Source organism: Paenibacillus rhizovicinus, from assembly GCF_010365285.1.
Lineage (GTDB): Bacteria > Bacillota > Bacilli > Paenibacillales > Paenibacillaceae > Paenibacillus_Z > Paenibacillus_Z rhizovicinus.
In genome coordinates this window covers 3,004,534-3,030,971 of sequence record NZ_CP048286.1, presented here as the reverse complement: position 1 = coordinate 3,030,971, position 26,438 = coordinate 3,004,534, and the positions used below count along the sequence as shown (strand labels likewise).

The 26,438-nt window shown below is 56.9% G+C and carries 25 protein-coding genes; 18 read left to right on the top strand and 7 right to left on the bottom strand.

The features are described from left to right. The 5 genes from GZH47_RS13585 (at position 1) to GZH47_RS13565 (ending at position 3,514) form a co-directional block, all read left to right on the top strand. Positions 1 to 825, top strand: a complete 825-nt coding sequence (locus GZH47_RS13585) for a hypothetical protein (protein WP_162640575.1) — start codon at positions 1 to 3, stop codon at positions 823 to 825. Positions 826 to 842: 17 nt separating this feature from the next. Continuing rightward, entirely contained in the window at positions 843 to 1,721 is an 879-nt protein-coding gene (locus GZH47_RS13580) for an ROK family protein (protein ID WP_162640574.1), read from the top strand. 117 nt (positions 1,722 to 1,838) lie between these two features. Continuing rightward, positions 1,839 to 2,042, top strand: coding sequence for a hypothetical protein (locus GZH47_RS13575; RefSeq protein ID WP_162640573.1), 204 nt, complete (start codon positions 1,839 to 1,841; stop codon positions 2,040 to 2,042). Positions 2,043 to 2,185: 143 nt separating this feature from the next. Next, entirely contained in the window at positions 2,186 to 2,971 is a 786-nt protein-coding gene (locus GZH47_RS13570) for an HAD family hydrolase (RefSeq protein ID WP_162640572.1), read from the top strand. Positions 2,972 to 3,268: 297 nt separating this feature from the next. Beyond that, entirely contained in the window at positions 3,269 to 3,514 is a 246-nt protein-coding gene (locus GZH47_RS13565; RefSeq protein ID WP_162640571.1) for a hypothetical protein, read from the top strand. Positions 3,515 to 4,196: 682 nt separating this feature from the next. On the opposite strand, the gene GZH47_RS13560 is transcribed toward GZH47_RS13565, so the two are convergent. Next, entirely contained in the window at positions 4,197 to 4,985 is a 789-nt protein-coding gene (locus GZH47_RS13560; RefSeq protein WP_225446477.1) for a hypothetical protein, read from the bottom strand. 133 nt (positions 4,986 to 5,118) lie between these two features. Next, positions 5,119 to 7,485 (bottom strand): alpha-L-rhamnosidase-related protein, encoded by a 2,367-nt coding sequence (locus GZH47_RS13555; RefSeq protein ID WP_162640570.1) that lies wholly within the window; start codon positions 7,483 to 7,485, stop codon positions 5,119 to 5,121. A 172-nt stretch (positions 7,486 to 7,657) separates the two neighbouring features. On the opposite strand from GZH47_RS13555, the gene GZH47_RS13550 reads away from it, so the two are divergent. Further along, a complete protein-coding gene (locus GZH47_RS13550) occupies positions 7,658 to 8,209 on the top strand; it encodes a hypothetical protein (protein WP_162640569.1) in 552 nt (183 codons plus the stop codon). A gap of 113 nt (positions 8,210 to 8,322) precedes the next feature. Here the strand turns inward: GZH47_RS13550 and GZH47_RS13545 are convergent, their stop codons facing one another. Next, the gene (locus GZH47_RS13545) at positions 8,323 to 8,616 is read right to left on the bottom strand and encodes a hypothetical protein (RefSeq protein WP_162640568.1); all 294 of its coding nucleotides are present in this window, start codon (positions 8,614 to 8,616) and stop codon (positions 8,323 to 8,325) included. A 396-nt stretch (positions 8,617 to 9,012) separates the two neighbouring features. Between GZH47_RS13545 and GZH47_RS13540 the strand changes: the two genes are divergently transcribed. Both GZH47_RS13540 and GZH47_RS13535 read left to right on the top strand, forming a co-directional pair. After that, positions 9,013 to 10,188 carry a WD40/YVTN/BNR-like repeat-containing protein gene (locus tag GZH47_RS13540; protein ID WP_162640567.1) on the top strand — a complete coding sequence of 392 codons (1,176 nt, stop codon included), beginning with the start codon at positions 9,013 to 9,015 and terminating at the stop codon, positions 10,186 to 10,188. A 183-nt stretch (positions 10,189 to 10,371) separates the two neighbouring features. Beyond that, positions 10,372 to 11,070 (top strand): SDR family NAD(P)-dependent oxidoreductase, encoded by a 699-nt coding sequence (locus GZH47_RS13535; protein ID WP_162640566.1) that lies wholly within the window; start codon positions 10,372 to 10,374, stop codon positions 11,068 to 11,070. Positions 11,071 to 11,162: 92 nt separating this feature from the next. Here GZH47_RS13535 and GZH47_RS13530 read toward each other — a convergent pair whose 3' ends face one another. Next, positions 11,163 to 11,648: a hypothetical protein gene (locus GZH47_RS13530; protein ID WP_162640565.1), complete on the bottom strand. Its 486-nt coding sequence runs from the start codon at positions 11,646 to 11,648 to the stop codon at positions 11,163 to 11,165. Positions 11,649 to 11,845: 197 nt separating this feature from the next. Here GZH47_RS13530 and GZH47_RS13525 point away from each other — a divergent pair, with 197 nt between their 5' ends. The 4 genes from GZH47_RS13525 to GZH47_RS13510 all read left to right on the top strand — a co-directional run bounded on the left by GZH47_RS13525 (position 11,846) and on the right by GZH47_RS13510 (position 15,733). Further along, positions 11,846 to 13,585, top strand: a complete 1,740-nt coding sequence (locus GZH47_RS13525) for a methyl-accepting chemotaxis protein (protein WP_162640564.1) — start codon at positions 11,846 to 11,848, stop codon at positions 13,583 to 13,585. A 58-nt stretch (positions 13,586 to 13,643) separates the two neighbouring features. Beyond that, positions 13,644 to 14,024, top strand: a complete 381-nt coding sequence (locus tag GZH47_RS13520) for a VOC family protein (RefSeq protein ID WP_162640563.1) — start codon at positions 13,644 to 13,646, stop codon at positions 14,022 to 14,024. A gap of 180 nt (positions 14,025 to 14,204) precedes the next feature. Further along, positions 14,205 to 14,798 carry a PepSY-associated TM helix domain-containing protein gene (locus GZH47_RS13515; protein WP_162640562.1) on the top strand — a complete coding sequence of 198 codons (594 nt, stop codon included), beginning with the start codon at positions 14,205 to 14,207 and terminating at the stop codon, positions 14,796 to 14,798. A gap of 122 nt (positions 14,799 to 14,920) precedes the next feature. Continuing rightward, a complete protein-coding gene (locus tag GZH47_RS13510; protein WP_162640561.1) occupies positions 14,921 to 15,733 on the top strand; it encodes a TetR/AcrR family transcriptional regulator in 813 nt (270 codons plus the stop codon). 114 nt (positions 15,734 to 15,847) lie between these two features. Here GZH47_RS13510 and GZH47_RS13505 read toward each other — a convergent pair whose 3' ends face one another. Next, the gene (locus GZH47_RS13505; RefSeq protein WP_162640560.1) at positions 15,848 to 16,639 is read right to left on the bottom strand and encodes an ABC transporter permease; all 792 of its coding nucleotides are present in this window, start codon (positions 16,637 to 16,639) and stop codon (positions 15,848 to 15,850) included. Next, positions 16,636 to 17,574, bottom strand: a complete 939-nt coding sequence (locus GZH47_RS13500) for an ATP-binding cassette domain-containing protein (protein ID WP_162640559.1) — start codon at positions 17,572 to 17,574, stop codon at positions 16,636 to 16,638. The genes GZH47_RS13505 and GZH47_RS13500 overlap by 4 nt, the downstream gene beginning before the upstream one ends. Positions 17,575 to 18,004: 430 nt before the next feature. On the opposite strand from GZH47_RS13500, the gene GZH47_RS13495 reads away from it, so the two are divergent. Beyond that, on the top strand, positions 18,005 to 18,208 hold the full coding sequence (locus GZH47_RS13495; RefSeq protein WP_162640558.1) for a hypothetical protein: 204 nt from the start codon (positions 18,005 to 18,007) through the stop codon (positions 18,206 to 18,208). Between the two features lie 384 nt (positions 18,209 to 18,592). Here GZH47_RS13495 and GZH47_RS13490 read toward each other — a convergent pair whose 3' ends face one another. Beyond that, complete coding sequence (locus GZH47_RS13490) at positions 18,593 to 19,378, bottom strand: helix-turn-helix domain-containing protein (protein ID WP_162640557.1); 786 nt, start codon at positions 19,376 to 19,378, stop codon at positions 18,593 to 18,595. A gap of 121 nt (positions 19,379 to 19,499) precedes the next feature. Here GZH47_RS13490 and GZH47_RS13485 point away from each other — a divergent pair, with 121 nt between their 5' ends. The 5 genes from GZH47_RS13485 (at position 19,500) to GZH47_RS13465 (ending at position 26,238) form a co-directional block, all read left to right on the top strand. After that, positions 19,500 to 21,773 carry an FAD-dependent oxidoreductase gene (locus GZH47_RS13485; RefSeq protein WP_162640556.1) on the top strand — a complete coding sequence of 758 codons (2,274 nt, stop codon included), beginning with the start codon at positions 19,500 to 19,502 and terminating at the stop codon, positions 21,771 to 21,773. 723 nt (positions 21,774 to 22,496) lie between these two features. Beyond that, the gene (locus GZH47_RS13480) at positions 22,497 to 22,940 is read left to right on the top strand and encodes an ASCH domain-containing protein (protein ID WP_162640555.1); all 444 of its coding nucleotides are present in this window, start codon (positions 22,497 to 22,499) and stop codon (positions 22,938 to 22,940) included. 103 nt (positions 22,941 to 23,043) lie between these two features. Then, positions 23,044 to 23,886, top strand: a complete 843-nt coding sequence (locus GZH47_RS13475) for an aldo/keto reductase (protein WP_225446476.1) — start codon at positions 23,044 to 23,046, stop codon at positions 23,884 to 23,886. A 572-nt stretch (positions 23,887 to 24,458) separates the two neighbouring features. Continuing rightward, a complete protein-coding gene (locus GZH47_RS13470) occupies positions 24,459 to 25,544 on the top strand; it encodes an L-dopachrome tautomerase-related protein (RefSeq protein ID WP_162640554.1) in 1,086 nt (361 codons plus the stop codon). A gap of 112 nt (positions 25,545 to 25,656) precedes the next feature. Further along, on the top strand, positions 25,657 to 26,238 hold the full coding sequence (locus GZH47_RS13465) for a dienelactone hydrolase family protein (protein WP_162640553.1): 582 nt from the start codon (positions 25,657 to 25,659) through the stop codon (positions 26,236 to 26,238). The last annotated feature ends 200 nt before the right edge of the window (positions 26,239 to 26,438 follow it).

Below are 26,438 nucleotides of genomic sequence, written 5' to 3'. Positions count from 1 at the left end.
ATGATGGAACACGGGGAGCATGGAGGACACGGAGGTCAAGGCAATCAAGAGCAGCGCTTAAACGTGTCGCTATACCTGCTCGCGGGTTTGGCGACGGCGCCGCTATTTATGGAAAGCTTTCGCGCCGCGTTGCATGGTATACTGGAGCGAGAAGGTTTCGGCGTCCGAACGTCGCGGCTGCTGTTTCCTTACGGCGATTGGAGCCGGCGCGCCGTTCCCCAGCTGTGGGAAATCAGCCGCGACATGCGGCTCGGCGCAACGCGCCTCGGCCGCTCCATCGGCGGAAGCCGCGCCGTCGATATGATCGGCGCCGGCTGGCCTGACCGGCCGGAAAGCACCGATCGCATCGTGCTGATCGGCCATAGCGGCGGCGGCGTCGCGGCGGTTCACGCCGCCTGGCTGCTGCACGACCAGCTCGGCGGTTCGCCGCCTCCGGTCGTCATGATCGGGTCGCCCCGCTGCCGCATTCCGGAGGAATTGCGGGCATCGGTGCTGTTCGTGTACGCCGGCGCGGCCGCGGAATCGCCGGCGCCGGGGAAGCCGGCCGACGCCATCGCCCGGCTCGGCACGTTCGGCGGCTGGCGCGGCGCGGGCCGACCGCGGCCTGGCCGCAGAGTCGACGGCGCTTCAGCCGCAGGCGGCCGAAGGCTCTGGCCGGGCTGGCAGAAGGATAAGCATGCGCCGCTCTTTAGCAGCGGCGTGCCGATCATCGGGAAGCACGCGGATTATTTTCGCGAGCGGGAACCTTACATGAACGATCTTGGACTGACGAACCTGCGGTTGACGCTGGGCGTCGTCTGGCCATGGTTGAGAGAGAGAATTTAGAGGAGGAAGAGCAAGGCATGCGTATTGGAGCAATTGAAGCCGGCGGAACGAAATTCGTTTGCGGCATCGGCAACGAGAATGGGGAAATTTTGGAGCGGGTAAGCTTCCCGACAGAGCGTCCGGAAGCGACGCTTGCGAACGTCATCGCGTATTTCAAAGATAAAGAAGTCGAAGCCATCGGCATCGGTTCCTTCGGACCGATCGATATCGATCCGGCGAGTCCGACCTACGGCTACGTAACGACGACGCCGAAGCCGGGCTGGGGAAACTATCCGTTCCTGCCTGAGCTGCGCAAAGCGTTCGACGTACCGTTCGGTTGGGATACGGACGTCAACGCGGCGGCGCTTGGCGAAGCAACATGGGGCGCGGCGGCCGGTCTCGACAGCTGCTTGTACTACACGATCGGCACTGGCGTCGGCGTCGGCGTTTATACGGAAGGCAAGCTTGTTCACGGCCTTGTTCATCCGGAAGGCGGGCATGTGCTGACGCGCCGCCATCCTGAAGATACATACGAAGGCTTCTGCCCGTATCATGGCGACTGCCTCGAAGGCATGGCGGCTGGACCTGCGCTCGAAGGCCGTTGGAAAGTCAAAGGCAGCGAGCTCGGCGTCGATCACCCGGCATGGGAGATGGAGGCGTTCTACATCGGCCAAGCTGTCGCAAGCGCGGTCCTGCTTATGTCGCCGAAGCGCGTCATCCTGGGCGGCGGCGTGATGCACCAAATGCAGCTGTTCCCGCTGATCCGCGAACAAGTGCGCAAGAATTTGAACGGCTATGTCAGCGCGGAAGCATTGCTCGCGGGCATCGACGATTATATCGTGCCTCCCGGCCTTGGCGACAATGCCGGCCTGAGCGGCTCGCTGGCGCTTGGTCTACGCGCGCTCGGCTTGAAATAGGATAATAAGTACAACCAGTCCGTGCGGAATTTTTTCGTGACGGGCTGGTTTTTTTTAACCGATGAACAACGAGCGGGTTTTCGCTATACGATGCTTATATCGGAAGGGGAGAAGACGATGTATCGTTCATTAGCGCTGACGATCATGTTTCTGTCTTGGATATTCGTCCTGGTGAAGAAAGCGGAAAAGCTCAGGGATTTAACGCAGCAGGTGCATACGCCGGATGATACGGTCTATGCGGTCTCCGTCCTTGTGGTCGTGCTCGTCGTCGGGGCTGTCGGGATGATAACGGCTGCCGGCGTGTCGAGGAACGGTCGTTAGTTAGTCGGGCTAATGATCATCGTTAACGGGGTTTAGGATTAGGCAGGTTATGGTTATAATAGGCCGTTCCGCACGGACAGGCGAGCATGGCAGGTTGGTTTAGGGGCGTGCAAACGAAGCCTTCATTAGGGAGGGGTGTCGCTATGCGGGGAATCGTATTGGATTTGGACGGCACGCTGCTGAACTCGGAGAAACAGGTGTCGGAGCGTAACTTGAAGGCGCTGCTGGCCTGCAGGCAGCAGGGGATGCGGGTTGTGATCGCGACGGGCCGGCCTCCGAGATCGGTACGGATGCTTCTGCCGTCGGAGCTGCTGGAGGACGCTTCGTTCGTTTATTATAACGGGGCGCTGGTCGTCGATCCCGGGGCAGGGATCGAGTCGCATACGCCGATCGAGCCGGAGACGGCGGGGGAGATTATCGACTATTGTTCGGAACGGCTGCCGGGCGAAATCATGATCAGGCTGGAGTCCTCCGACCGGAGTTATGCCATTCGCGCCATTCGCAGCTCTACGTTCTATAGCCGGGGGAACCAGCCGACCCTATGCACGACGGAGGAAATGAAGCAGTGCACCGCGACCAAAATCCTGCTCTCCGAGTTTGGCGATGCCGGGCAGCGGCTGCAGCTGCAGGAAGCTTTCGCGGCCAAGACCCGGTTCATCGAGACCGACGGGGGACGCCTGATCCAAGTGATGAACGCTTCGGTTTCCAAAGCCTCGGGCATCATGACGCTCTGCGAGCACTATGGCATCCGCGCATCCGAACTGTTCGTGTTCGGCGACGATTATAACGATCTGGAGATGTTCGGAATATCCGCGCACGCGGTTGCGATGGGCAACGCCGTTGATGAATTGAAAGCGCTAGCAGTCGAAGTGACGGACACGAACGACAACGACGGCGTCGCGAAGGTATTGGAGCGGTGGCTCGTATAGGAGGCCGTCGGATCAACGGCTTGCTCGCTTGTCGCAATGGCGACGGCTGGCGGCAGACAGAGGTGAGAAGTGCAGCTGGATAGGCGGTTGGGGAAGTATGAGGCAGGATGAGGCGGTGGGCAATAAGGCAGGATGGGGCAGGATAGGCGTTGGGCAATGTGAGTGAGGAAGGCCAGGCAGGCAAGATGGGCAGGGAAAGCGAGGGGGAAGGCCAAGCAAGGCAAGACGGGCATGCAAGGAGAGGTGCAGTCCAGGTGAGATGGGCGGAAAGGCGAGAGGGGTAGGCAGGCAGGCAAGATGGACAGGGAAGGCGAGGGGGAAGGCCAGGGAAGATGGGCATCCAAGGAGAGGGGCAGTCCGGGTGAGATGGGCGGCAAGGCGAGAGGGGTAGGCAGGCAGGCAAGATGGACAGGGAAGGCGAGGGGGAAGGGCGAGCAAGGCAAGACGGGCATGGGAAGGCGAGGGGGAAGGCCAAGCAAGGCAAGACGGGCATGCAAGGAGAGGTGCAGTCCAGGTGAGATGGGCGGCAAGGCGAGAGGGTAGGCAGGCAAGATGGACAGGGAAGGCGAGGGGGAAGGGCGAGAGGGGTAGGCAGGCAAGATGGACTGGGAAGGCGAGAGGCCAGGCCAGGGAAGATGGGCTGAAAGGCATCGCCACCCCAAAATGGCGAAGATCTTCGATACCGAATCCGAAAATCTTCGCCGACGTCGCCGCTAACGAATCAAGTTAACGTTATTCGTTCCAATTACCTGCTTCTAGCCGCGTGACGAATCCCAGCGTCGCTATTTGACCTATAAACCTTACATGAGAGCCGAAAACAGCTTAATAAGGCGTCTCAGATTCGTTAGCCGGTATCACGCGTGATTTTCGTCCGTTTAAGGCGTCTACGATTCGTTAGCGCGGTTCGCCTGGAACCGTCAGGGCAGCAGCCACCTTGGCCGCTACAAGACGAAACGCTTCCGTCGCCCGAGTGATACGTTAGCGTGGTCGTCTGAATCATCCGTCAGAGCAGAAGCCGCCTCAGCTGCAGCAAGACGCAACGCTCCAGCCGCCCGAGCGGTTCGTTAGCCGTTCTCACGCGTGACTTCCGTCCGTTTAAGGCGTCATTCGTTAGCGCGGTTCGCCTGGAACATCCGCCCGAGCAGCAGCCAACTCGGCCGCTACAAGACGAAACGCTCCAGCCCCCGGGCGATTCGTTAGCCGGTATCCTGAATAATTCAGTTCGCTAATCCGCCTCGTCAGCGGCATTCGCGAGCGCCTCGTCAGCTTTGGCCGCGGCACGGCGAAACCATTCCTCTGCCCGGTCGATGCCTTCCGCAATGTCTTGAACGGTCTTCACGCCATACAAGCTTTCCAGCGTCCGCACCACGTCGGCAGGGAAATCCCGAGAGGCATGAACGAGGAAGCAATCCGATTGAATGGGCGTGTAGACGATCCGCAGCACATCCACCAGCGGGTTCAGCACATACTTCTGATAGTAAATCAGCGCTTCCAAGAAGTGTCCGCGCTGCGTATATTTGACCGCCCTGCTTCTCTGGCTGAATACGCCAAGCGCTTCGTCCAACTGCGCACGCAGCTGAGCGCGATGAGCCGCGCGATCGATGTTTTGATAGGTTACGACGCCCGCCTTATCCAGCAATACGACGGGCACGACGGTTTTGTCTTCCTTAAGGAAGGATACCGGGAAGCTTTCGCTTTGCATCGTCACGTCCAGCAAGAGATGCTCGGAAGAGTCTTGCAAATGATACACTTTATAGCGGTTATTATTCGGCCGATTCGGTTGCTCGTAGGTCATGTCGACAGGTCCTAGTTCAGCCAAACATAGATCCAGCCTGGCAAACGCTTCGTCGGTGCAGCCTTCTTTGGTATAGCAGACCAAATCGATATCGGAATACGCATCCAAGCTGTTCGTACCGTCAGAGCCCTCGAGCCATATCGCCAGCAGATAGTCTTCGCTCCCCAGAGTTGACACAATCGCATCCAAAATCGTCTCGCGGGCAATCATTGCCGCCATCGTAGCCGACCTCCCTCTCCCTATAGGACCCCAAAACTCTATTCCGTCAGCGACCGAGCGAACCGCCGCGTCGTCTCGGACAGTGCTCTCCATTCCCCGGCGCGGCGGCATCGCTGCGCATAAGCAGCCGTTTTTAACGCTCCTCTTCTTCCTTCACCAGCGATTTGCCGCTGTGATTCTCGATCTCGACCGTCAATGAAGACGGAGCCGATAAGCGGTAGAAGATCGTGTCGCCTTCCGCGCGCCAGCTGAGCGCGATGTCGCCGTCCGGCGTCGGCAAGGTACCGCTGCAGGAAGCGAGCGCATTGTCGGTGAATGCAACAGTCAGCTTGCCGCGCTGACTGTTCAACGACTTGATGCCAAGAGCATCGCGGTAAAGCGCGCGGGCCACATGGGAGGCGAAACCGTGATTGCAGCTCGCTTGCGTGCGGTTATGCTCCCATAACGTACCCGTTCGCTCGGCCATTTTGCCGAAGAACGCTTTGATTTCCTCCAGCAATTGGGCCGTTGCTCCGTGCCGCGACAGCAGCTCCATGCGCAAGTAGTAGCCGATGAAGGCATTCGCGGGATGAATGCCGCCGATGTCGGCGACGAACGCCGCATCCTTGTCCCGCGAAGGGCTGAAATCCTGCAGCAGGCTGTCGAACCAGACCGGCAGCTCTTCCGCGTCCGCGATGCCGAAATACGCCGCGTAATACTGGCAAACCTCGGTACGGTGATCCAAGATCTCAAGCTCGCCCTGCTCGTCCTCGATCGCTTGATCCACGAAGAAAGCGCCGTCGAACGAATGCTCGCGCACCGTTTGCTTGACGTACGCCGCCTCTTCCAGATACGCGTCCGCGCCGTAGATCCGGCCTGCCGCTTCGAGTGCGGCCGCATAGAGCATGTTGGTCGGATAGTTGATGCCGCCGATGAAATCGTTGGCCTTCGACCATTCGATGAACACCCAGCTCTCCAGATTCTCGAGCAGTCCGAACTCGTTGCGGAAGCCTTCGAAATACTGGAAGAGCGCTTCGATTCTCGGCAGCAGCGAAGCGATCGTCGCTTCGTCGCCGCCGCGGTCGCGGAACTCCTCCAATTGGAGCACGAACCAGAGCGACCAGTTCGGTATGAATACGCCGTCGTTGTGATCGGCCGGATAGCACATCGGCAGCATGCCTTCCGGCAGGAACGCGAACGATTCCGGCAGCGCGTAGTTCTCGAAGAAATTGCGCTCGATGACGGACGATCCCGTCAGATCCGCTTCGACGCGAGCGGTGAAGTAGCTGTCGCACAGCCAGCCGGCCCGCTCGCGGGACGGGCAGTCCATGAAGACGTCGACCGCGTTCTGGCGGAACGTCTCGCGCGCCGCTTCGAAGATGGCGTTCAGCGCGGCGTCCGAGCTGGCGAAGGTCCCGCGGTCCGCATCGGGGTTGGCATATTCCCGGATCGAGCAGCCCGTCACTTTGCAGTCGCCCTCCAGCACAAGCACCTTCAAATATTGCAGCGTATAGGGCTCGATGCTTTCGAGCGTGTACGTTCCTGGTTCGCATTCCGCATAGATCACATTCGCGCATCCGAGGCGAAGATGGTCGACATCCCCGTCCTCCGTCAAAATCTCATCGAATGTCAATGCGATCCGCGACTTCGCTGAGACGGTGAATTCCATCCCGATAAAGCCCGACGAATTGCGGCCGAAAGCGAGCAAGGCCGTCTCTCCCGCTAACAGCTGCAGGGCTTGTCCCTCATAACGACGGGCTTCCCGATTCCAGCCGGTCATCGCCAGCTCGCCGATTTCGTCGGTGGGGACAACCTCCAGCTCCTCGAGGGGAAAGCCTTTGAACGCAGGGCCGACGCTGCTAATGGAACGGTCCCTCCAAGGGGCTGCCGGCGACCCGGACTTGCCGAACGTTCCCGTCGCCAGCACCGCGTGCGGCGCGGCAACGTCGAAGCGGGGATAGCTCACGCGCCTCGGAAGCAGCCGCTTCTCCTCCGCGATCTCCGCCTGCGCGGGGGAAGCCGGCAGCGCGTCCGACGTCCGCCAAGCGTGCGTGTCCGGCGTCAACGCGTACGCTTCGATGAACGCGCGCTGGAAGCTGTACCGCTGCACGCGGCGCATGCGCTCCGGCAGCACGAAGACGGCGAACGGATGCGCAGCGCTTCCGGTCGCCGCTGCGATCTGTCCGCTTTGTTCGACCTCGGCCTGCACGAACGACGGCTGATCCAGCGTGTAGAAGCTGTTCACGTTGTAGCCGGCCGTCTCGATGGCGACATCATTGCTGCCGCTGCCCAAGTAAGGCGTCACGTCCCATTCGTCGACGCGGTAATAACCGTGCGGTCCCGCCGCGGGGCCATGCCCGCAGAAGAGACCGTTTACATAAATGCGGTAACGCGACGATGCCGTTACGCGTACGAGCGCGGGCGTTTGCGGCTCCGCCTGAAACTTGGCTCTGATGCCGCAGGTAATGTTCATTGCATCGGCCAGGCCTGCCGGCCAAAGCGGGCGAGCTTCTTGAAACACAGCAATCCCTCCAAATAATCGTAAATGACTACCCTCATCGTACGCTTGTTTATTTCACAGCGTCAAGGTGAATGCGGGTCAAGGGAGTTTGAGGCCTGCGAGGCCTATTTATCGATTCGCCAACTCCGGGGTATACTCAAGTTATAGCAAATCATGCCAAGGGGGAAACGCGATGAATCGGCTTGCCCAATCCGTGCCGTTCGGCTACGAGCCGTCGCCAAGCAATCGAAAAGGAACGATGGTCGTCTACGATACGTTCCAGCATCTGGAGGACCAAGCGCTGGCGTTCGCGGCCGAGACGGCGGAGCAACGCGCTTTTGCCAAGCTGGTCCTCTATCCGCTGCATGAAGAAACAGTGCGGCGCATGACGAAAGAACCCGTGCTGCCTTATCATAAACGGCTGGACAGGCTCCATGACTGGAAGCGCAGCTACGAGGAAGAACGGGGGCGCGGGGCGGTTCCCGTCGCCGTGGAAGGCTTGGAAGGGAAGCGAAAGAAATACACGCCGATGGAGACGGCGCTGCGGCATTTGGCGGATGCGTATCCGTCCCCGCTGTTTCTGTACTTGACGCCGGAGATGGCGAACCAGTTCGCTTCGTTCTCCTCGTTCGAGGAGTGGATCGTCAAGCTTCGGCTGCTGCTTACGGAAGAACCGCAAGCTCCGCATCCGCGGCTGGTGAAGTACAGTCATCGCTGGGACGCGGCGGAACGGAAGCGGACATAGAACAAAACCGGCATCCTGCCCGATGAGCGATTTGGGCAGGGGATGCCGGTTTTTTTTGTTTGGATTCGTAGGATGAGATCGGTTGGGAAGATGCGGATGGAACAAGGGCCGCGTTAGGCCGCGGTTTTACGCGGGGCGGTTTGGTTGTTCGAGGTGCTTCCGGCTGCGGCGACGCGGTCGGCTGCGCTAGGTTCTGTTTTGCTGCGGTCGGCGATGGCGCGCAGGTCGTTCAGCAAGTCGTTCAGCTCCTGGCGAAGCTCGTTCAATTCACGGTTGCAGCGTGCTTGCAGCTTGTTCAGTTCCGTCGGGGAGAGTTGATTTTGCCTGATTTGGTAGATCAGCTTGTTCGTCATCGTATCGCTGTCGCAGATGCGCGACGTGTACACGATGGCTGGTTGGGATGACATGTCGATGGGCTCCTTTGTTTGGGGAGAAATTGCCGTCCGCCTTAGGGGCGTGAATAGCCGTATCTCCTCGAATGCCCTCAGTATAGCAGCGCAGTATTAACAGATGATGATGAAAGTGTGAAGGGAATGTTAGAAAATCAACGCTCTTTAAAGCCGGATTTTACAAATTGCGGGGAAGCCGGTAAAGCAAGCGGGGGAGGGGATGAAGGAGTCGGGTGAGCTGTGCAAATTGCGGTTCGGGGAAAGTCATACAATGCCTGCGCGGGGTAATCCTAGCCTAAAGCGGAAATTTACGGCTGGCGGATTCGTCCCGCAACCGGACAAGCTTGCCGTGCGTCAAAGAATGCAGATAGAAAACCGTGCCAGAAGGTTAATAATTCAACGAGGTGATTATTTATGATAGGAAAACTTCCGAAATTGGCGCTTGCCGCTTTGTTGGCGGCAGCGACGCTGACGGGCTTCGGCGCGAACGCGGGAACGTCGGCCGCAGCCGCGGCAAGCGCGCCGAAGGCGGCCGCACCGTGCCGAACGGACGACCACGGCTTGGCTTTGAAGGCGATGAAGGACACATCCGATCCGTACCTGGAGTCGATTCAATTCTTAAGCACCAATATCGGGCGAGCCGCGGGCAACGGTTTCATGATCGGCACGTCGGATGCCGGCTGTCATTGGCAGACGATCTACAATACGGGCAAGCTGAGTTTTACCCAGATGCAGTTTCTGACCAATACCACGGGCTACGTGCTGGCTCAAACGGCGTACGGGCAGCCGAACACATTGCTGAAGACGGCGAACGGCGGGTCGAGCTTTACGTGGATTCCGACGGGACAGCATCCGTTCGACCGCATCCAATTTCTAAATGAGCAAACGGGCTTCGGATATACGCGCGCGTTCACGTACAAGACGGCGAACGGCGGCAAGACGTGGAGTAAGCTTCCAACGCCGCCGAACACGCGCTACGTGCACTTCATGACGGAGCAGAAGGGCTGGGCGATCATCGTGCTCGCGACAGGCGGCTATGAAGTCAAGCGTACCGTCGACGGAGGGAAGCACTGGACGGACTCGTTGAAGGTGAAGTCGCAGACCAATGTCGGCGGCATGATCTACGGCACGGACAGCTCCGACGTATGGGTGCTGCTGTACGGAGACTCCGGCATGTCGCAGACCTCGTACTCTGTCTTCCATACGTCGGATGCAGGCGCGCATTGGAAGCAGGTCATCTCGCATCCGACAGCCGGAGCCGGTCCTGCGCCGGGACCGGTCGCGCCTAACGGCAAGCTGGCCGGACCGGCGGGCAGGCCGACCGACATGGCGGTCATCGGGCGTCAAGCCGCCTTCATGGTCGCGGGCAGCGGAGCCATCGACGACCTGCAGTTCGGCCGTTCGCTGGACGACGGCAAGACATGGACCAATCTGCCGGGCGCCGCGCCGGGTTACGACGGCAAGCTGTCGTTCCTCTCCGCCGCGACGGGCTATCTGGCGGTCACGAGCTTCGAGAAGCCGGCGGTCTACAAGACGACCGACAGCGGCAAAACGTGGAAGGCCGTGTTCTCGCTTCCGGCGAAGCCATAGTTTAGTGGAATAAGCAAGCCTTCGAGACTGCGGTGCTTCCGCGGTTTCGGGGGCTTTTTCGTTGTCTCCCAAACGGATAGAGAGGGCGGACAGCTTTTGCTATAGTTTTGCAACGGGATATGGTATTTTGTGTAAATAGGTACTGCTGCAGGTGATTATAGGATAAAAGCGGAGGTTGTTCAGATGCGATACTTTATTATTACGGGTTCATCACGGGGAATTGGGAAAGCAATCACGGAAAAGCTTTTGTCGCCGAACCATCATCTTTTCTGCCTGTCGAGAGAAGTCAATCAGGCATTGGTTTCTTTAGCCGCATCCAAGAATGCCCCTTTGGATTACTTTGCTTTCGACCTGAACAATCTTAACGGCATTGACGATTTAGTCCATCAAATTGTCGGGAAAATCGACGATGCCGACGCGGAGTCCATCTACTTGATTAATAATGCGGCCAGGATCAAGCCGGTTGAGGTCATAAATCGGAGTGCGCACGAAGAGGTCATCGACCATATGCAGATTAACTTAATTGCTCCGATGCTGTTAACGTCGAGCTTTATTAAATATACGGACGCTTATAAGACGGATAAGCGGGTCATGAATATTTCCTCCGGATTATCCTTCAATCTGAAACCGATGCTAAGTTGTTACTCGACGTCCAAAGCCGGCCTCGAAACGTTTATCAAGTCGATTGGCGTCGAACAAGATACGGTGAAAATAATGGGCGTTAGGCCAGGGGCGACCGATACGCGGATGTACGAGGAATCGGCGATAACCGACGAGCGCGCGCAAAGCGTAAGGTTAGCCAGTCCGAATTATGCCGCGGATCGAATACTAACCTTCCTAATGGACAGATTCGAGCACGGGAAAGTCGTGAAAGGCTGGTAACTTGGTGAAAGGGATTGAGGTGGCGGGGAAGAGGGGGAACTCTCTTGCAATGACCAAAATGCATCTTCGAGCAGCTGCCTGCGGCAGCTGCTTTATTGTTGCGTCCGCCATCCGCCGGCGAGCCAGTCGTAAAGCTCACGGTTCTTCCCGCGCAGCTCCTTCGATTGCACGTGAAATACGACCTCGCCGTCGGCCGATGCGCAGGACTTCTCGGAATGATTCGAGAATGCCCGGGTCGTGCAATCGTAAGCCTGTTCGATCATGATGTCGCTGCCGTCCGACAGATCGATGCGGAGTTTCCAAGGGTAGCCGTGCCTGCCGTAGAACGGCTGAACGCCGTTGGGCGGCGCGGCGTTGTACCAGCGGACGATGGTGGCGACGATGGCACGGCCTTCAGAGGTGGCAACGGTATAGAGCGGCGACGGCGTGATGCCATGCAGGCTGCCGACGACCTGGACGGATACGGCTTCCCCGTCTTGCAACTTATGCCAGTCTGCATCGGGCGCGGCGTTGGAGCGCAGGCTTCCCAGCCATCCTCCAAGTAAGAGGACGAGCAGTGCCAGGGCGGTTTTCATCATGGGAACCCCTTCCTTTATCAGGTAATCGTTATAACGGTGCGCATGATGGGGGCGAAATATACGGACTGCCGCGCAGTGAACGCGATACACCCTAAAATTTGGATGGGAATGTTAAATTTCCGACAAAAAGCTTCATTGGAAGTCGGAATTTGTCGATAAACACTCCACAATACATGAAGTCCAGGGAGTGGTTTCGATTGAAAAAAAGCTTATTGACGTTTACCGTGGGGAGGAAGCTGCTGTTCGCTTTTCTCGTGCTTGTCCTGATGCTCTGCTTTCTGGGATTCGCATCGCTGTCCTCCGAGAAGCGCATGGCGGATAATACGAAGGTCATTACTACCAATTGGCTGTCGGGCGTCGAAATTGCCAACAACATTAATTATCTGACGGAGCATGTGCTGAATTATCAACTCCGGATTTTGTCGGAAGCGGATAAGACGAAGAAAGCAGACGATATGAAGGAAGCTTCAAAACTGCTTGGAGCGGTCGACGATGCGATGGATTCATACGCCGCTACTTATGCGAACGAGAAAGACAAGGCGACCGCGGAGAAGCTGAGAAGCAAATGGAATGCGTACAAGCAAGTGTACGAACAGGCGGCATCGCTCGGCACGAAAGTCGATTTGATTAACGGCTCGGGGAACAAAGCGTCTGAGGTCGTACAGATCATGGACGAGTCGCTGAAGGCGTTCGAGGATATGCAGCTGGATCTGAAACAGCTGGTCCAGTTGAATCATAGAGGCGCGGAGGAAGCGACCAAGGAAAGCGAAGATGCCTACCGCAACAGCCGGATCGAAGTGTGGATTATCATGGCGGCGGCCGTGGTCATCGCCATCTTCCTCGTCGTGCTCATCAATGCCTCGATCTCCAGACCGATCAAGCGGGCAGCGGAGACGCTGCGCCGTATCGCCGACGCGGATCTGTCGGTCGAGTCGCAGCCGGCGAAGAGCAAGGACGAGATCGGGACGATGATCGGCGCCATGAACGAGATGACGGACAGCTTGAGAAGCATGATGACGGGCATTCGGCAGGCCGCCGGCACGTTGACGACTTCGTCGGAAGGGCTGCGGGCCAGCTCCGAGCAAAATGCGGGAGCGACGCAGCATGTCGCGGAAGCCGTTCAGGAAGTAGCATCCGGCGCCGAGCGCCAGCAGCACAGCGCCGGCGAGACGAGCAGGGCGATGGAAGAGATGGCGACGGGCATCCAGCGGATTGCCGAAACGGCATCGACAGTGGCCGATTTGACGATAGAAGCGAGCCGGCATGCGAGAGACGGCAACGAAGCGATCGCTTCCGCGGTGGAGCGGATGAATGCGATCAGCGGCTCCGTCGATCAGGCGGGCGCGGACATTGAAATGTTGGAAGGTCATTCCGAGCGGATCGGCGAAATCGTCGTCCTCATCGGCGACATTGCCTCCCAGACCGGACTGCTGTCGCTCAACGCCTCCATCGAAGCGGCGCGCGCGGGCGAGCAGGGCCGCGGCTTCGCCGTCGTCGCGAGCGAGGTCAAGAAACTGTCCGAGCAGTCGGCGGAATCGGTGCACGGCATCGCCGAGGTTATCGCGGAGATCCAGCGGGATACCTTGAAGGCCGTGCAGACGATGCAGCGCAGCCGCGGCGACGTGCAGCGCGGCATTGATGCCGTATCCGGCGCCGAGCGGGCGTTCGGGCAGATCGTCGCCACCGCCCGGCAAGTGGCCGAGCGGGTCCAGGAGGTCGCCGCGGCCGCGCAGCAGATGGCTGCCGGCTCCGAGGAAGTGTCGGCTTCGGTGCACGATATGAGCGCCATCTCGAGGGAGGCCGCGCAATCGACGCAATCGGTCGCCGCCGCGACCGAGGAGCAGCTTGCTTCCGTGCAGGAAATCACGGCTGCCGCGCAGTCGCTTAGCAGCATTGCTCAAGGGCTGTCCGATATGGTAGGAAAATTCAAAATGTAGACGGCTCCGCATGCCGTTCATGCTATACTAGAGGCAAAAAAGGCGGTGGACGTACACGATGATTCGCCACGAAGGTATTCATCATGTCAGCTTGATCGTAACCGACTTGGAACAGGCAAAACGCTTCTATGAAGAGGTCATCGGCTTGAGGGAAATCGAGCGCCCGGCGTTCGACTTTCCCGGCGCTTGGTACGGCATCGGCAGCGGCGGCCAGCAGCTGCACCTGATCGTGCACGAGGGACAGACGCTGCGCAGCGCCGGCATCGATACCCGCGACGGGCATTTCGCCATTCGCGTCGCCGATTTCGACGAGACGATCGCTTGGCTGGATCGGTGCGGCATCGAGCACCGGAACAACCGCAACAGCATTACGGGATTCTCGCAGATCTTCCTGCTGGATCCCGACCGCAATATCATTGAACTGAACGCTGCGCGATAAGCGCGGACGGGAAGCCGGGCAGTCCCTATCAGGGGCGCGCGGCTTTTTATTTTGCCGCATTCATTATTGCCGGAGATAGGCCGATGCGCCTACAGAGAAGCTGCCCGATGATCGATCGAGATAACTAGTCTAAGACGAGCGAACGATTTCGCTATTTAATGGTTGACAGCATATATGATAATGGTTCTCATTGAGAACGCATTGGAAAGCTGGATCTATCCCATCGATGCGCATCCGACAGCCGGCGATATTGGGATTGCCGCGACCGTCAACTCTTACGAGAAACAGATTCCAACCTGGTTCGGCTTCGAGTCGAAGGAGGCCGTGCCCGATCCGGCGAAGAAGACGGAGGCCAAGGACGGCGCCGCAATCCTTCCTTTCGGTCAGGCCCTGGGCATGGAGCAGGAGAAGTATCCGCACGGCAAGCTGATTACAGTCACATTGCCGCAAAAGCCCGGCGATACTTACCAGTTCGGCGTGAAGGAAGGCTTCGGGGCGTCGAGCGGCAGCAACAGCACGATTGATATGGATGCTTCGAACGGGGAAGTGTTGTACAAGATGCATCCGAATTGGGCGATCAACCTGTATAATACGTGGCGCAAAGGGCTGCATTTTGCAACGTGGGGCGGCGTGACGACAAGGTGGATCACCTTCGTCTTCGGCATGATGCCGTTCGTGCTGATGGTTACCGGTCTTACGATCTGGCAATTGAAGGCGCGGGCGCGCAAGAAGGGCAAGAATCGCAATATGGACAGGACGACAGCGGTGGCCTAGATCCGCGGAGGCTGCCTGCGGTCGGTAAGTCAGGCTTCGTTGTCCAGGCATAAACGGATATGATACACTGTTTATGACGTATACAATTTCGGAGATAGTCACCGGGATGGAGGACAGCAAGGATGACCGACCGTAACGATTCAGCGGATAATTCAGCGGATAAAGATGAGGTGCTCGAACAGCTGCCGAGCGGCGTGGCTTTGAGCTGGGGCATCGTCAAGCAGGGAAAACGCGGTCCGAAGGGCGAGCTCAGCATCAAGCAGATCGTCGACGCCGCCGTCGCGATCGCCGATCAGGACGGCCTGCAGGCCATGTCGATGAGCCGCGTCGCCCAGTCGCTTGGCTTCACGACGATGTCGCTGTACCGCTACATCGCGAGCAAAGACGATTTGCTCCTGCTCATGCAGGAGTCCGTGTGCACGCCGCTTCCGGAGGATAAGCCCGGCCAGCATTGGCGGGACGGGATGCGGGAATATGTCGATTTGTGCGTGGACGTGTTCACCCGGCATCCGTGGTACAGCGATATTCCGATCACGGGCGTGCCAGTCACGCCGAATATCATGGCCATGGTCGACTGGGTGCTTCGCATGATGCGCCCGCTTGATCTCGACGAATTCGAGAAAATGTCCATCATGCTGTTGATGAGCAGCTACGGCCGCTCCATCGGCCAGATTCGGCGGGACATGGTCATGGCGATGAAGGCCGGGAGGAATGCCGAGGAGTTCTCGGGTCTGCCGTTCAGTCCCGCGCTCAAGCAGCTCGTTACGCCGGAACGTTTTCCGGATCTGTATCCGATCGTCATGTCGGGCGTCTATGCCGGCGAACGAGAGGCGGAGAGTACGGTCGGCGACGACTTGGATTTTGGCCTGGAGCGGATCCTGGACGGAGTCGAGCAATATTTGGAACGTCGGCGGAAGCCGTCCGGCGAGGCATAGGCGAATAAAAAAGCACATCGGTTCCCTCTGACGAGGCGAGCCGATGTGCTTTTTGGCGTGCGCGGAAGTGGTGGCTGCTGTGAGTGTGAGGGCAAAGGCAGGTGCGATACCTTGCTATCTGCGTCCGGCTTTCCGGTTGAACGCTATGACGCTCCAAATGATGGCAAGCAGGAGGATGCCGATGCACCAAGCAACCGCAAGCCAAGCGCTGTTGCCGATCGGCGTACCGGTCAGCAGGCCGCGGATGGTCTCGATGACCGGCGTGATCGGCTGATTATTCGCCACGCCTTGCAGCCAATGCGGCATCGTCGTCGTCGGGACGAACGCGCTGGAGAGATACGGAAGGAAGAGCAGGATGAAGCCGTAACCGGAAGCGGCTGACGGGGAACCGGCAATCAGTCCGATCGTTGCGAAGAGCCAAGTCAAGGCGAGTATGAATAACGCGATAATGCCGATGGCGGCAAGCCAGTCGAGCAAGCCGGCGGAGGAGCGGAACCCGACAAGGAACGCGACGCCGATGACGACGCCGGTAGCCATCAGGTTGCGGGCAAGGCTGGCGGCGATATGCCCGATGATGACGCTGAGACTGCGGATCGGCATCGTGCGGAACCGGTCGATGATGCCGTTCGTCATGTCCTGCGCGACGTCGAAGGCGGTGCTGGACGATCCGAATCCGGCGCACAGCAAAATGATGCCGGGCACGACGTAATTCACGTATTCCCCTCCGGGCGCGATCGCGCCGCCGAACACATAAGTAAACAGGAGCATTAGCATAATCGGCAGCATAATGGCCATGACAAGCGCTTCCGTGTTGCGCAGGCTGAGGCGGATGCTTCGGCCGATGAAGACGGCATTGGTGGCCCCGAAGGAAACGCCTTTGTCAGGCGCGGATGTGGTGTGAATCATTGGACGGCCTCCTCTACTTTGGCGGTTGAAGATGTTGATGTCGTTGATGTCGTTGATGACGATGTCGTCGATGTCGTCGTCAACGCCACGAATACATCATCCATGCTAGGTTTGCGCAGGCTGATCCGCGTATCCGGCGATACCTGTTCGGCGAGCTCGTTCAGCGTATTCCGAATATGCTGCAGGCTGCCGTCGGTGGCATAGACCGCGAGGATTTCCTCATCTGCGCCATGCAGCTCGATCAGCTCGCCTCCGAAGCGGGACTTCAGCTCCTGCGCCGTGCCGGAAGCGACGATGCGCCCGCCGGCAATGACGGCAATGCGGTCCGCGAGCAGATCGGCTTCTTCCAAATATTGCGTCGTCAAGAAGATCGTCATTCCCCGGTCCCGCAGCTCCAAAATCATGTCCCATAAGGCGCGCCGGCTGACGGTATCGAGCCCCGTCGTCGGTTCATCCAGGAACAGTACCGGCCGGGAAGCGACAAGGCTGACGGCCAGATCGAGTCTGCGGCGCATCCCGCCGGAGTAGGTTTTGACGAGCTTGCCGGCGCTCGCTTCCAGATCGAACAGTTTCAACAGCTCGGCGGTCCGGGAGCGTGCGTCTGCTGGCGTGAAACCGGATAGCCTGCACATCATGCGGAGGTTTTCTCTTGCGGTCAGCATGTCGTCGACGGCGGCGAACTGTCCCGTGAGGCTGATGGAGCGTTTGACGTCTTCACGTTCGCGGACGACATCATGTCCGTTGACGGAGGCCGTTCCTCCGTCCGGCTTCGTAAGCGTGGAGAGGATGTTGATCAGCGTCGTCTTGCCGGCGCCGTTCGGTCCGAGCAAGGCGAAGATCGTACCGGATTGAACGGTCAAATCGATGCCGTCCAGCACCGTTTGCTGGCCGAACGATTTGCGTAAGCCTTTTGTTGCGATGGCGGTTCTGTTCATGCAGCGTCGCTCCTTTTGAATAATAGTGTACTTAATAAACAGTATATATTAATAACAGTATATTATGTACGCAGTAAATATGCAATCGGATTTAACCCTTAAATTTATGGGTGGTTGTCCGGGATCGGGCGTGGTTGCGATTGGCAGGTGGGGTTGAGGGAGACGTATGGATAGGAGAAAAGAGCTGCATCCGGTGCAGTACATTGGAGGAAAAGCGGGGAATCCGAGCAAGGAGCTGCACCCGGTGCAGTACATTGGTGGGAAGGGGTGAATTCGAGCAAGGAGCTGCACCCGGTGCAGTACATTGGAGGAAAAGCGGTGAATTCGAGCAAAGAGCTGCACCCAGTGCAGTACATTGGAGGAAAAGCGGGGAATCCGAGCAAGGAGCTGCACCCAGTGTCACCCAGTGCAGTACATTGGAGGAAAAGCGGTGAATCCGAGCAAAGAGCTGCACCCAGTGCAGTACATTGGAGGAAAAGCGGTGAATTCGAGCAAAGAGCTGCACCCAGTGCAGTACATTGGAGGAAAAGCGGTGAATTCGAGCAAGGAGCTGCACCCAGTGCAGTATTGGAGGAAAAGCGGTGAATTCGAGCAAGGAGCTGCACCCAGTGCAGTATTGGAGGAAAAGCGGTGAATTCGAGCAAAGAGCTGCATCCAGTGCAGTACATTGGAGGGAAAGCGGTGAATCCGAGCAAGGAGCTGCACCTGGTGCAGTATATTCTACGGGTGGTGGAGGAAGTCCGCTGAATCATCGTTTGCCGGAGCAATGTTGAGCCGCTCTGGAGCCCCTCGACGCTGCCTTGGCACTGCCCTGACACTCTACCCCGACACTGCTCCGACACTGCTCCGACACTGCTCCGACACTGCTCCGACACTGCTCCGACACTGCTCCGACACTGCTCCGACACTGCTCCGACACTGCCCCGACGCCGCCTTGACACGCGAACGCATATCGACACGCGCGGCGCGGAAAGCGGGACGCCTGCGCGGCGCTGAGCAACTGCGCAAGCTGCGGAGCTTACAGCCGATGAAGCCCGCGATAACTCGACGGGCGGATACCCGTCAGCCGGACGAAGCTGCGGCTGAGCGAGAAGCCGTTCTCGTATCCGCAGGAGAGGGCGATCCGGTCGAGCGTCCAATCAGTGGAAACGAGCAATTTGCGCGCTTCGGCCATGCGGAGCGAGAGCATGAACTGCTGCGGCGGCATTCCGAATGCCCGTTGGAAACGGCGGGTGAATTGGACCGGCGTCAAACCGCAGAGCGCGGCGGCTTCGCTCAGCGCGGCCTTCGCTTCCACATGCGAACGGAGCCAGGAAGCGGCCGCTTCCATCGCGGCATCGGCAGGTTCTGCGGGGGCCTGACGGCGCCGGCCGAACGTCTGCAAGCATTGCAGCCAAATATCCGCTGCGTAATGCGCCCCGTAAGGATGCCACGCCGAGGAATCGTGAGGATGCGACGGCTTGAGCTGCGCCAGATTGTGAAGCAGTCTCGCGGTATCTCCCGTGTTCACGCGCCCCTGCGGCAAGGAGGAGAGATCGTCCGCGCGCAGCGTGAAGCTGATGAAAGCGAAAGAAAGCGGCTGGACGACTTCGCGTTCGAAGCGCACGCCCGGCGGGCAGACGACGACGTCGCCTGCGGCCGCCGTCCCTTCTTCATCGAGGATACGGTAGCGGAATCCGCCGCTTTCCACCGCGAATAAGACCCATCTGGCATACGTGTCTTCGGCGAGCTGGAAGGCTTCTTTGTGATGCCAATACACCCATTCCGTTTCTTCGGGAAACGGCGGGAACGCAAGCTCCTGCATAGGGTCACCTCATCTGAAAATAAAGATATGCCGCGCGAAAGACCGGCCATTCCAAAAGGACTTTACTTCATTGTAGCATGAAAATAATGGTGTATACCTAACGATGGGGGATGAATCGGCAATGTTGGAGCAAACAGTGAAAACGGATATCGTCGTGGTCGGCGGCGGCTTGTCCGGCGTATGCGCGGCGGTGGCTGCGGCCAGACTCGGACAGACGGTGTCGCTCGTGCAGAATCGGCCCGTGCTTGGCGGCAATTCCAGCAGCGAGGTGCGGGTGTGGGTGTGCGGCGCGACGGGCCACGGCGTCAACCGCTATGCGCGGGAGACGGGCATCATGGGCGAGCTCTTCGTGGAGAACCAGTACCGCAATATGGAGGGCAACCCGTATTATTGGGATCTCGTTGTCCTGGAGACCGTGCGGGCGGAGCCGAATATCCAGCTGTTCCTGAATACGGACGTGCACGAGGTGGAGGCAGAAGGTCCGGCGGAAGACCGTATCATTACGGCCGTCACGGGTTGGATGATGGGCTCGGAGCGGCGGATCCGGTTCGAGGGCGACGTGGTGCTGGACTGCACCGGCGACGGGCTGGTCGGTTTCCTGGCTGGCGCGAAATACCGGATCGGCCGTGAAGCGAAAGCCGAGTTCAATGAAGATTGGGCACCGGAGATCGCGGACGATATTACGCTGGGGAGCACGATTTTGTTCTATTCGAAGGATATGGGCCGGCCGATCAAGTACGTTCCGCCATCTTTTGCCAAAGATATTACGCAAACGAGCATTCCTGTTCGCCGGGTCATCCGCAGCGGAGACTCGGGCTGCCATTATTGGTGGATCGAGTGGGGCGGCGAGCTGGACACGGTGCATGAGAACGAGCGCATCCGCGACGAGCTGTGGTCGGTGATCTACGGCATCTGGGATTTTATCAAGAATTCCGGTCAGTTCGAGGCGGACAACATGACCTTGGAGTGGGTCGGCTCGCTGCCAGGCAAAAGGGAATACCGCCGCTTCGTCGGCGATTATATGCTGAATCAGAACGACGTCGTCGAACAGCGCGCATTCGACGACAAGGTCGCTTTTGGCGGCTGGTCGATCGATCTCCATCCGCCGCAGGGCATGTATGCCGTCGAGAGCGGTTCGAAGCACTTCTATGCCGACGGCAATTACGCGATTCCGTTCCGCTCGCTTTATTCGGCGAATGTGCGCAATCTGCTTTTTGCCGGACGGAATATTAGTGCTTCGCACGTGGCATTCGGCACGACGCGCGTTATGGCGACTTGTGCCGTCATCGGCGAAGCGGCCGGAACGGGAGCGGCGCTGTGTGTGAAGAAAGGCGTAACGCCGAGAACGCTTCAGGCCGAGCATATGGGCGATCTGCAGCAGACGCTGCTCCGGCAGGATGCTGCGGTTATCGGGCTGCGCAATGCAGACCCGCTGGATTTGGCGAGGGCGACGGCTGCCGTGGAAGCGTCGAGCACGTTGTCGTTGGCGCAATGGCCGTTGCACGGAACAGGGGGAGAACTGGTATCCCATGCGCATGCGCTGGAGAAGCCGGTGGGCATCCTAGTGCCGGTCGATCCACGGCTGGATGGCGTGGAGCTGCTCGTCGACGCGGAGGAAGCGACCGAGCTTGTCGTGGAAGTATGGGAAACGGGCCGTGAGGAGAATTACATTCCGCATCGGTTGCTTTCGCGGCATAGCTGCCGTGTAGAGCAAGGCGCTAAGCAGTGGGCCGCGGTTGACGGGAGCGGGGCGCGGCTTCAGTCGGCGCCGTGCAACGTTTTCCTTGTCGTGCGCGAGAACGCGCGGTTGCGGCTGCATGCGGCGGAGGGGACGATATTCGGCATGCTGGGCTTCGAATATCATGGCGACCTGCCGATCGACGAGCTTCCGGAGAACAGCCAGCGCGTGACGTTGTGGCGCACGGGGCCGTTCAATCGCAAGGCGGTCTGCGTGAAGTTGTCCCCGGGAACGAAGGCTTATGCGGCGGACAAAGCGGTGGACGGTTACGTTCGTCCGTTCGGCGGCCCGCATCTGTGGATGTCGGATGTGATGGAGGAGGGGCGGGAAGAATGGCTGCGGCTGCAATGGCCGTCTCCCGTCGGCATGCGGGAAATCCATCTGACGTTCAATGACGACGTGAACGAGGATTTGATTAACCTGCATCACCATACGACGCCATTTCCCGTGATGCCGGATCTCGTGAAGGATTGCCGGATCGAAGCGTTGACGGATGAAGGCTGGACGGTGCTGGAACGGATTCAAGACAACCGCAAGCGCAAAAGAGTCATCGCGCTTCCGGCTGCCGTAGCCGCTTCGGCGCTCCGGATTGTCGTTGAGTCGACGAACGGCTCGCCGTTCGCTCAGGTGATTGAGGTTCGGGTTTACGGGCAATAGGGGAAAGCAAAGAGCACAGGAGGTTTTCGTAATCTGGCTTGGAGTCTACCCCGAAGATTGAACTCCCTCGGTAAAATGTAGTTTTCTCACGAATGCTCGCTTATTCGCAGGATCTCTCCAATAGATAAATCGTTGTCCGAATAGATGAAGACATGTATCGTCAAATTCAGCAACCAGAGCGCATGCGGGAACAGAAGGGGCGAGTTTTCGCTCCTTTGTTTACTGCTCTTTTGCACGTTACTCCATGTAACAGTTAATAGTAGAAGAAGGACTTTCAAGGATCTAATAAAGAGATACGAACCTGACATACGATTTTCAGCGATTGAAAAGATATACCCTGAATTTACTAATGGGCTGGACAAGGTGGCTGAAAACAGGCAAGCCGAGAGGATTTTCAAATAGACATTGAGTACATACTGCGCATGACTGAAATATACAAGAATAAAGGTTAAATGAAGCGTTGTAGGCCCCGTGCAGACTTGTCATCAAATAATTACACGATCGAGTACTAGGCTGATTGCAGTAGTTACGGATCGTAAAGGAATGCATAATTCGTGCAAGAAGTCCTCGCTATATTGTGATATTAGGAATGGATGAAGGAAGCGTTCCTGGGTACAGAAGTACGCGACCGGAGGGCTTGCGTCTTTTTAATGCGGGAATGGAAAGTCTCGAGAATGTTTGGGGAATAGTACTTCATTATGAACAGTAATGGAGCGTAGAGGAATGAAAGTATTATCCATGATTCAACCATGGGCGACTCTGCTTGTCCAAGGCGAGACTCTCTATGAAACAAGATCCTGGAAGACCCGGTATCGTGGACCGTTGGCCATTCATGCAAGCCGGAAGGTCGATAAGCAGGCCTGCAAATATGAACCCAACCGTTCTTTACTCGCCAAGAATGGTTATACGGAACAAACCCTCCCTACGGGGGTTATCCTTGCAACTTGCGAGCTTACGAATTGTTATCAAGTCATCGACGCGAATCATACGTCAGCCATTCTGGATTGCGGGAAGGTTGTGACGGGGGATGACTTCCTGTTAGGCGATTACAGTCCAGGTTATTTTGCATGGGAAATGGCGGGTTTCCGTTTGCTGAAGCCCTATATCCCAGTGAAGGGAAAACTGGGGCTATGGGAATATCCGATAGTCGAAGAGTTGACGATATGACCTACCGGAAATCCATGTTCAACGCCATTGCGCGCCTATATTCGCTATGGAGAATAGGACGTGCCTTTGCGGGGAAACTAGTTAAAAATAAGGAGGTGGGCGCTTGGTAACCCTTCCTGATGGGACAACTTTGCCCAGAATCGGTCAAGGTACGTGGTATATGGGGGATGAGCCGTCCAAGAAAAATGAAGAGCTTCGCGCGTTAAGACGCGGCGTGGAGCTTGGATTGCGTCTGATCGATTCGGCTGAAATGTATGGCGATGGCAGATCCGAGTCCTTGGTCGGAGAAGCGATCGAAGGGATACGAGATCAAGTGTTTCTGGTATCGAAAGTGTATCCGCACAACGCGGGTCTGAATCGCATCGCCGGTAGCTGCGAACAAAGCCTGAAGCGGTTAAAGACGGACCGTCTCGACCTTTATCTTCTTCACTGGAGAGGAAGTATTCCTCTAAGCGAGACGGTAGAAGCGATGGAGCAGTTGGTCGAAGCCGGGAAAATTTTGCGGTGGGGCGTCTCGAACCTGGACACGGACGATATGAAAGAACTGTTCGACTCGGCGCGAGGGACGCATTGCATGGTCGATCAGGTACTGTATCATCTCGGTTCCCGCGGCGCAGAATACGACCTGCTTCCTTGGTTGAGAGAGCGGAAAATCCCGACGATGGCCTACAGTCCGCTCGCCCAGGCGGGCACCTTGAGAAGAGGGTTGGTTGAGCATCCAGCGGTTAAGGAAATTGCCGATCGACATAGCGTGAAGCCGCTTCAGGTTCTCTTGGCTTGGTGCATTAGAAACGATGACGTAATTGCCATTCCTAAGGCGTCGACAGCAGTGCATGTCGAGGAGAATGCGGAAGCGGAACGTATTAAGCTTACCGAGGAAGACTTGGGGATGTTGGATGAGGCGTTCCCCAAACCGACTAGAAAGGTGCAGCTTGACATTATTTAAGAAAGCCTTCGCATGAAAGTTCCCGCAGGTGTGTACTGGATAAAATTCAACAAGAGGAAGATCTGCTAATTTCACTCCTGCCTTAAACTTATGAAAGACGATATAGCATACGGGAACAGAAGGGGCGAATTTTCGCTCCTTTTTTACTGCTCTGCTGCACGCTGCTCCAAGTACCTCCGGAGGCTTTCACTTGCATTTCTCGATGGGGCGATGCCCTTTCATTCCTTCGTTACGCTTATCCGGTGGGTGGAGGCCGGTTATCCTAACTGTACGGGTCTATGCCCTTTTGCTCAACGCAATCCGGTACTCCGTGCAACGAGATGAGGATTCAGAATGGTTCGGCGCTGATAGGCGATGCAATAACATTCGCAGGAACAACAAAAGGGATAACCTCGGAAGGCTTCGGTGTGTGCCGAGCTTTTTGCTTTGCGATGTTTTGAACATTTCCATACTTAAATCCAACGTATTAATGAAGCTATGTTTCGGATATAAAAGTAAACGCCAGTCATTAGAAAAATTTTTACACATATATAGGTAATATCCAGTAAGTCGGGGAGGATATCAAAAACCCTATGTTACCTATTGAAAAATATTTCGGTAATTTAGAACTCGTTTATACATTTTATGGGGCTATGCCTACGGGCGTTAGCGTATCGGAAACAGGACGGATCTTCGTTTGCTTCCCGAAATGGGGAGACGACGTTAGATTTACGGTAGCGGAGATCGTCGATGGCCACTTGCAGCCTTATCCTAATTTAGCAACGAATTCGATTAACCCTTCGGATCGTACGAAGTCCTTCATCAGCGTCCAAAGCGTAATTGCCGACGGAAGAGGAACCCTGTGGGTACTGGATACGGGGGCACCCAATTTTTCCGAGCCTATTAAAGGAGGGGCAAAATTAGTAGCCGTAGACTTAATAACCAATACAATAAGAAAAATATATACGTTTGATGAAGAGGTAGTCTTGCCGACAACGTATCTGAATGACGTCCGATTCGATTTTCGTGTCGGTACATCGGGTTATGCCTATATAACGGATTCTTCTTCAAGAGGTCCAGGCGCGATCATCGTCGTGAATTTAGAAAATGGAAATGCGTTTAGACGGTTAAACGGAGCACATTCGACTTCACCCGATCCTTATTTTTTACCGAAGGTGGAAGGTGAAATTTTGATGAACCGAAACAGAGACGGTTCGACGTCTCCTTTTCGGCTGGCCTCCGATGGTCTGGCGATTTCCCCTGACGGTAAAATGATCTTTTTTTGTCCGCTAACCAGTCGTCAGCTATACTCGATCTCGGCAGAAGCCCTAAGAGACAGAACGATACCGGATTCCGAATTAAGTTATCATGTGAAGTATTGGGGAGAAAAAGGCGCGTCCGACGGCATGATAACCGACGCGAAAGGAAACGTTTATGCCGGAGATTATGAAAACGATAGTATTCGAAAGATATGGCCGAATGGAATCATGGAAACCATCGCGCATGATCCGAAAATCTTATGGCCGGATACGTTTTCTATTGGTCCGGATCGCCACTTATATGTGATTGTGAACCAACTGCATCGGCAGGCAAGATTTCATTACGGAAAAGACTTACGACAAAAGCCTTATAGTTTGCTTCGTATTAAAATTGATGAATTGCCTGCTCCTACTTGTTGATATTCATTCACAGCATTCTCGATAGAGGGAGGATAGCGACAGTAAGGAAGCGAAATCTATGATGAGTGAGAGGCGCAATTTTCATCATAATAGTTCTGGAAGGAGAAGGGAAATGGCAGAAATTCTGTTATTGCACCACTCATTGGGGCTGACAAAGGGGATTCATGCATTCGCCGACAAGATCAGAGGGGCGGGTCACACTGTTCATATTCCTGATCTTTTCGACGGTCATTTGTTTGCCACTATCGAGGATGGCATGACTTATGTCAATGGGATCGGCTTCGAAGAGATCACCGAGCGAGGTATACGTTCGGCCAGCGAGTTTCCGCGTGAGATCGTCTACGCGGGGGTTTCGCTCGGTGTGGTTGCGGCCCAGAAGCTCGCTTTGACTCGTGAAGGCGCTCGTGGCGCATTGTTGTTTTACTCTTGCGTTCCGACCTCGATGTTCGGATCTCCCTGGCCGGCGGAACTGCCGGTGCAGATTCACGGCATGGACGCGGATCCCTATTTCGTTGATGAGGGCGACATTGAGGCGGCACGCGAGCTCGTGACGGCGGCCGATCATGCCGAACTCTTTTTGTACCCGGGTGATCAACACTTGTTCGCAGATAGCAGTTTGCCGTCATATGACGCTGACGCGACGACGCTGCTGTTGCGGCGTGTACTCGAATTCCTCCGGCATTTGGATGCCTGAGCATCTGCTTAGGAACAGTCTCTTTCATGCGGGTAGCCAGTTAACCTCCCTCGGTAAAATGTGGTTTTCTCACGAATACTCGCTTATTCGCAGGCTCTCTCCAATGGATAAAAGCAAATTGACTTTGATCCCATGATAAGTAGCAAGCGGATTGCAAGCGAACTCATAATCGAAAATCGATTAAATTAACGGGATACGAT

What these genes read in the sequence shown, in the direction of transcription:
- GZH47_RS13535 (WP_162640566.1), top strand. Translation starts at nt 10,372, where the DNA reads ATGCGATACTTTATTATTACGGGTTCATCACGGGGAATTGGGAAAGCA.
- GZH47_RS13490 (WP_162640557.1), bottom strand. Translation starts at nt 19,378, where the DNA reads ATGCAGGAGCTTGCGTTCCCGCCGTTTCCCGAAGAAACGGAATGGGTG.
- GZH47_RS13515 (WP_162640562.1), top strand. Translation starts at nt 14,205, where the DNA reads ATGGTTCTCATTGAGAACGCATTGGAAAGCTGGATCTATCCCATCGAT.
- GZH47_RS13560 (WP_225446477.1), bottom strand. Translation starts at nt 4,985, where the DNA reads ATGGCGGCAATGATTGCCCGCGAGACGATTTTGGATGCGATTGTGTCA.
- GZH47_RS13520 (WP_162640563.1), top strand. Translation starts at nt 13,644, where the DNA reads ATGATTCGCCACGAAGGTATTCATCATGTCAGCTTGATCGTAACCGAC.
- GZH47_RS13510 (WP_162640561.1), top strand. Translation starts at nt 14,921, where the DNA reads ATGACCGACCGTAACGATTCAGCGGATAATTCAGCGGATAAAGATGAG.
- GZH47_RS13485 (WP_162640556.1), top strand. Translation starts at nt 19,500, where the DNA reads ATGTTGGAGCAAACAGTGAAAACGGATATCGTCGTGGTCGGCGGCGGC.
- GZH47_RS13585 (WP_162640575.1), top strand. Translation starts at nt 1, where the DNA reads ATGATGGAACACGGGGAGCATGGAGGACACGGAGGTCAAGGCAATCAA.
- GZH47_RS13570 (WP_162640572.1), top strand. Translation starts at nt 2,186, where the DNA reads ATGCGGGGAATCGTATTGGATTTGGACGGCACGCTGCTGAACTCGGAG.
- GZH47_RS13550 (WP_162640569.1), top strand. Translation starts at nt 7,658, where the DNA reads ATGAATCGGCTTGCCCAATCCGTGCCGTTCGGCTACGAGCCGTCGCCA.
- GZH47_RS13505 (WP_162640560.1), bottom strand. Translation starts at nt 16,639, where the DNA reads ATGATTCACACCACATCCGCGCCTGACAAAGGCGTTTCCTTCGGGGCC.
- GZH47_RS13470 (WP_162640554.1), top strand. Translation starts at nt 24,459, where the DNA reads ATGTTACCTATTGAAAAATATTTCGGTAATTTAGAACTCGTTTATACA.
- GZH47_RS13500 (WP_162640559.1), bottom strand. Translation starts at nt 17,574, where the DNA reads ATGAACAGAACCGCCATCGCAACAAAAGGCTTACGCAAATCGTTCGGC.
- GZH47_RS13540 (WP_162640567.1), top strand. Translation starts at nt 9,013, where the DNA reads ATGATAGGAAAACTTCCGAAATTGGCGCTTGCCGCTTTGTTGGCGGCA.
- GZH47_RS13565 (WP_162640571.1), top strand. Translation starts at nt 3,269, where the DNA reads ATGGACAGGGAAGGCGAGGGGGAAGGCCAGGGAAGATGGGCATCCAAG.
- GZH47_RS13530 (WP_162640565.1), bottom strand. Translation starts at nt 11,648, where the DNA reads ATGATGAAAACCGCCCTGGCACTGCTCGTCCTCTTACTTGGAGGATGG.
- GZH47_RS13480 (WP_162640555.1), top strand. Translation starts at nt 22,497, where the DNA reads ATGAAAGTATTATCCATGATTCAACCATGGGCGACTCTGCTTGTCCAA.
- GZH47_RS13580 (WP_162640574.1), top strand. Translation starts at nt 843, where the DNA reads ATGCGTATTGGAGCAATTGAAGCCGGCGGAACGAAATTCGTTTGCGGC.
- GZH47_RS13575 (WP_162640573.1), top strand. Translation starts at nt 1,839, where the DNA reads ATGTATCGTTCATTAGCGCTGACGATCATGTTTCTGTCTTGGATATTC.
- GZH47_RS13465 (WP_162640553.1), top strand. Translation starts at nt 25,657, where the DNA reads ATGGCAGAAATTCTGTTATTGCACCACTCATTGGGGCTGACAAAGGGG.
- GZH47_RS13545 (WP_162640568.1), bottom strand. Translation starts at nt 8,616, where the DNA reads ATGTCATCCCAACCAGCCATCGTGTACACGTCGCGCATCTGCGACAGC.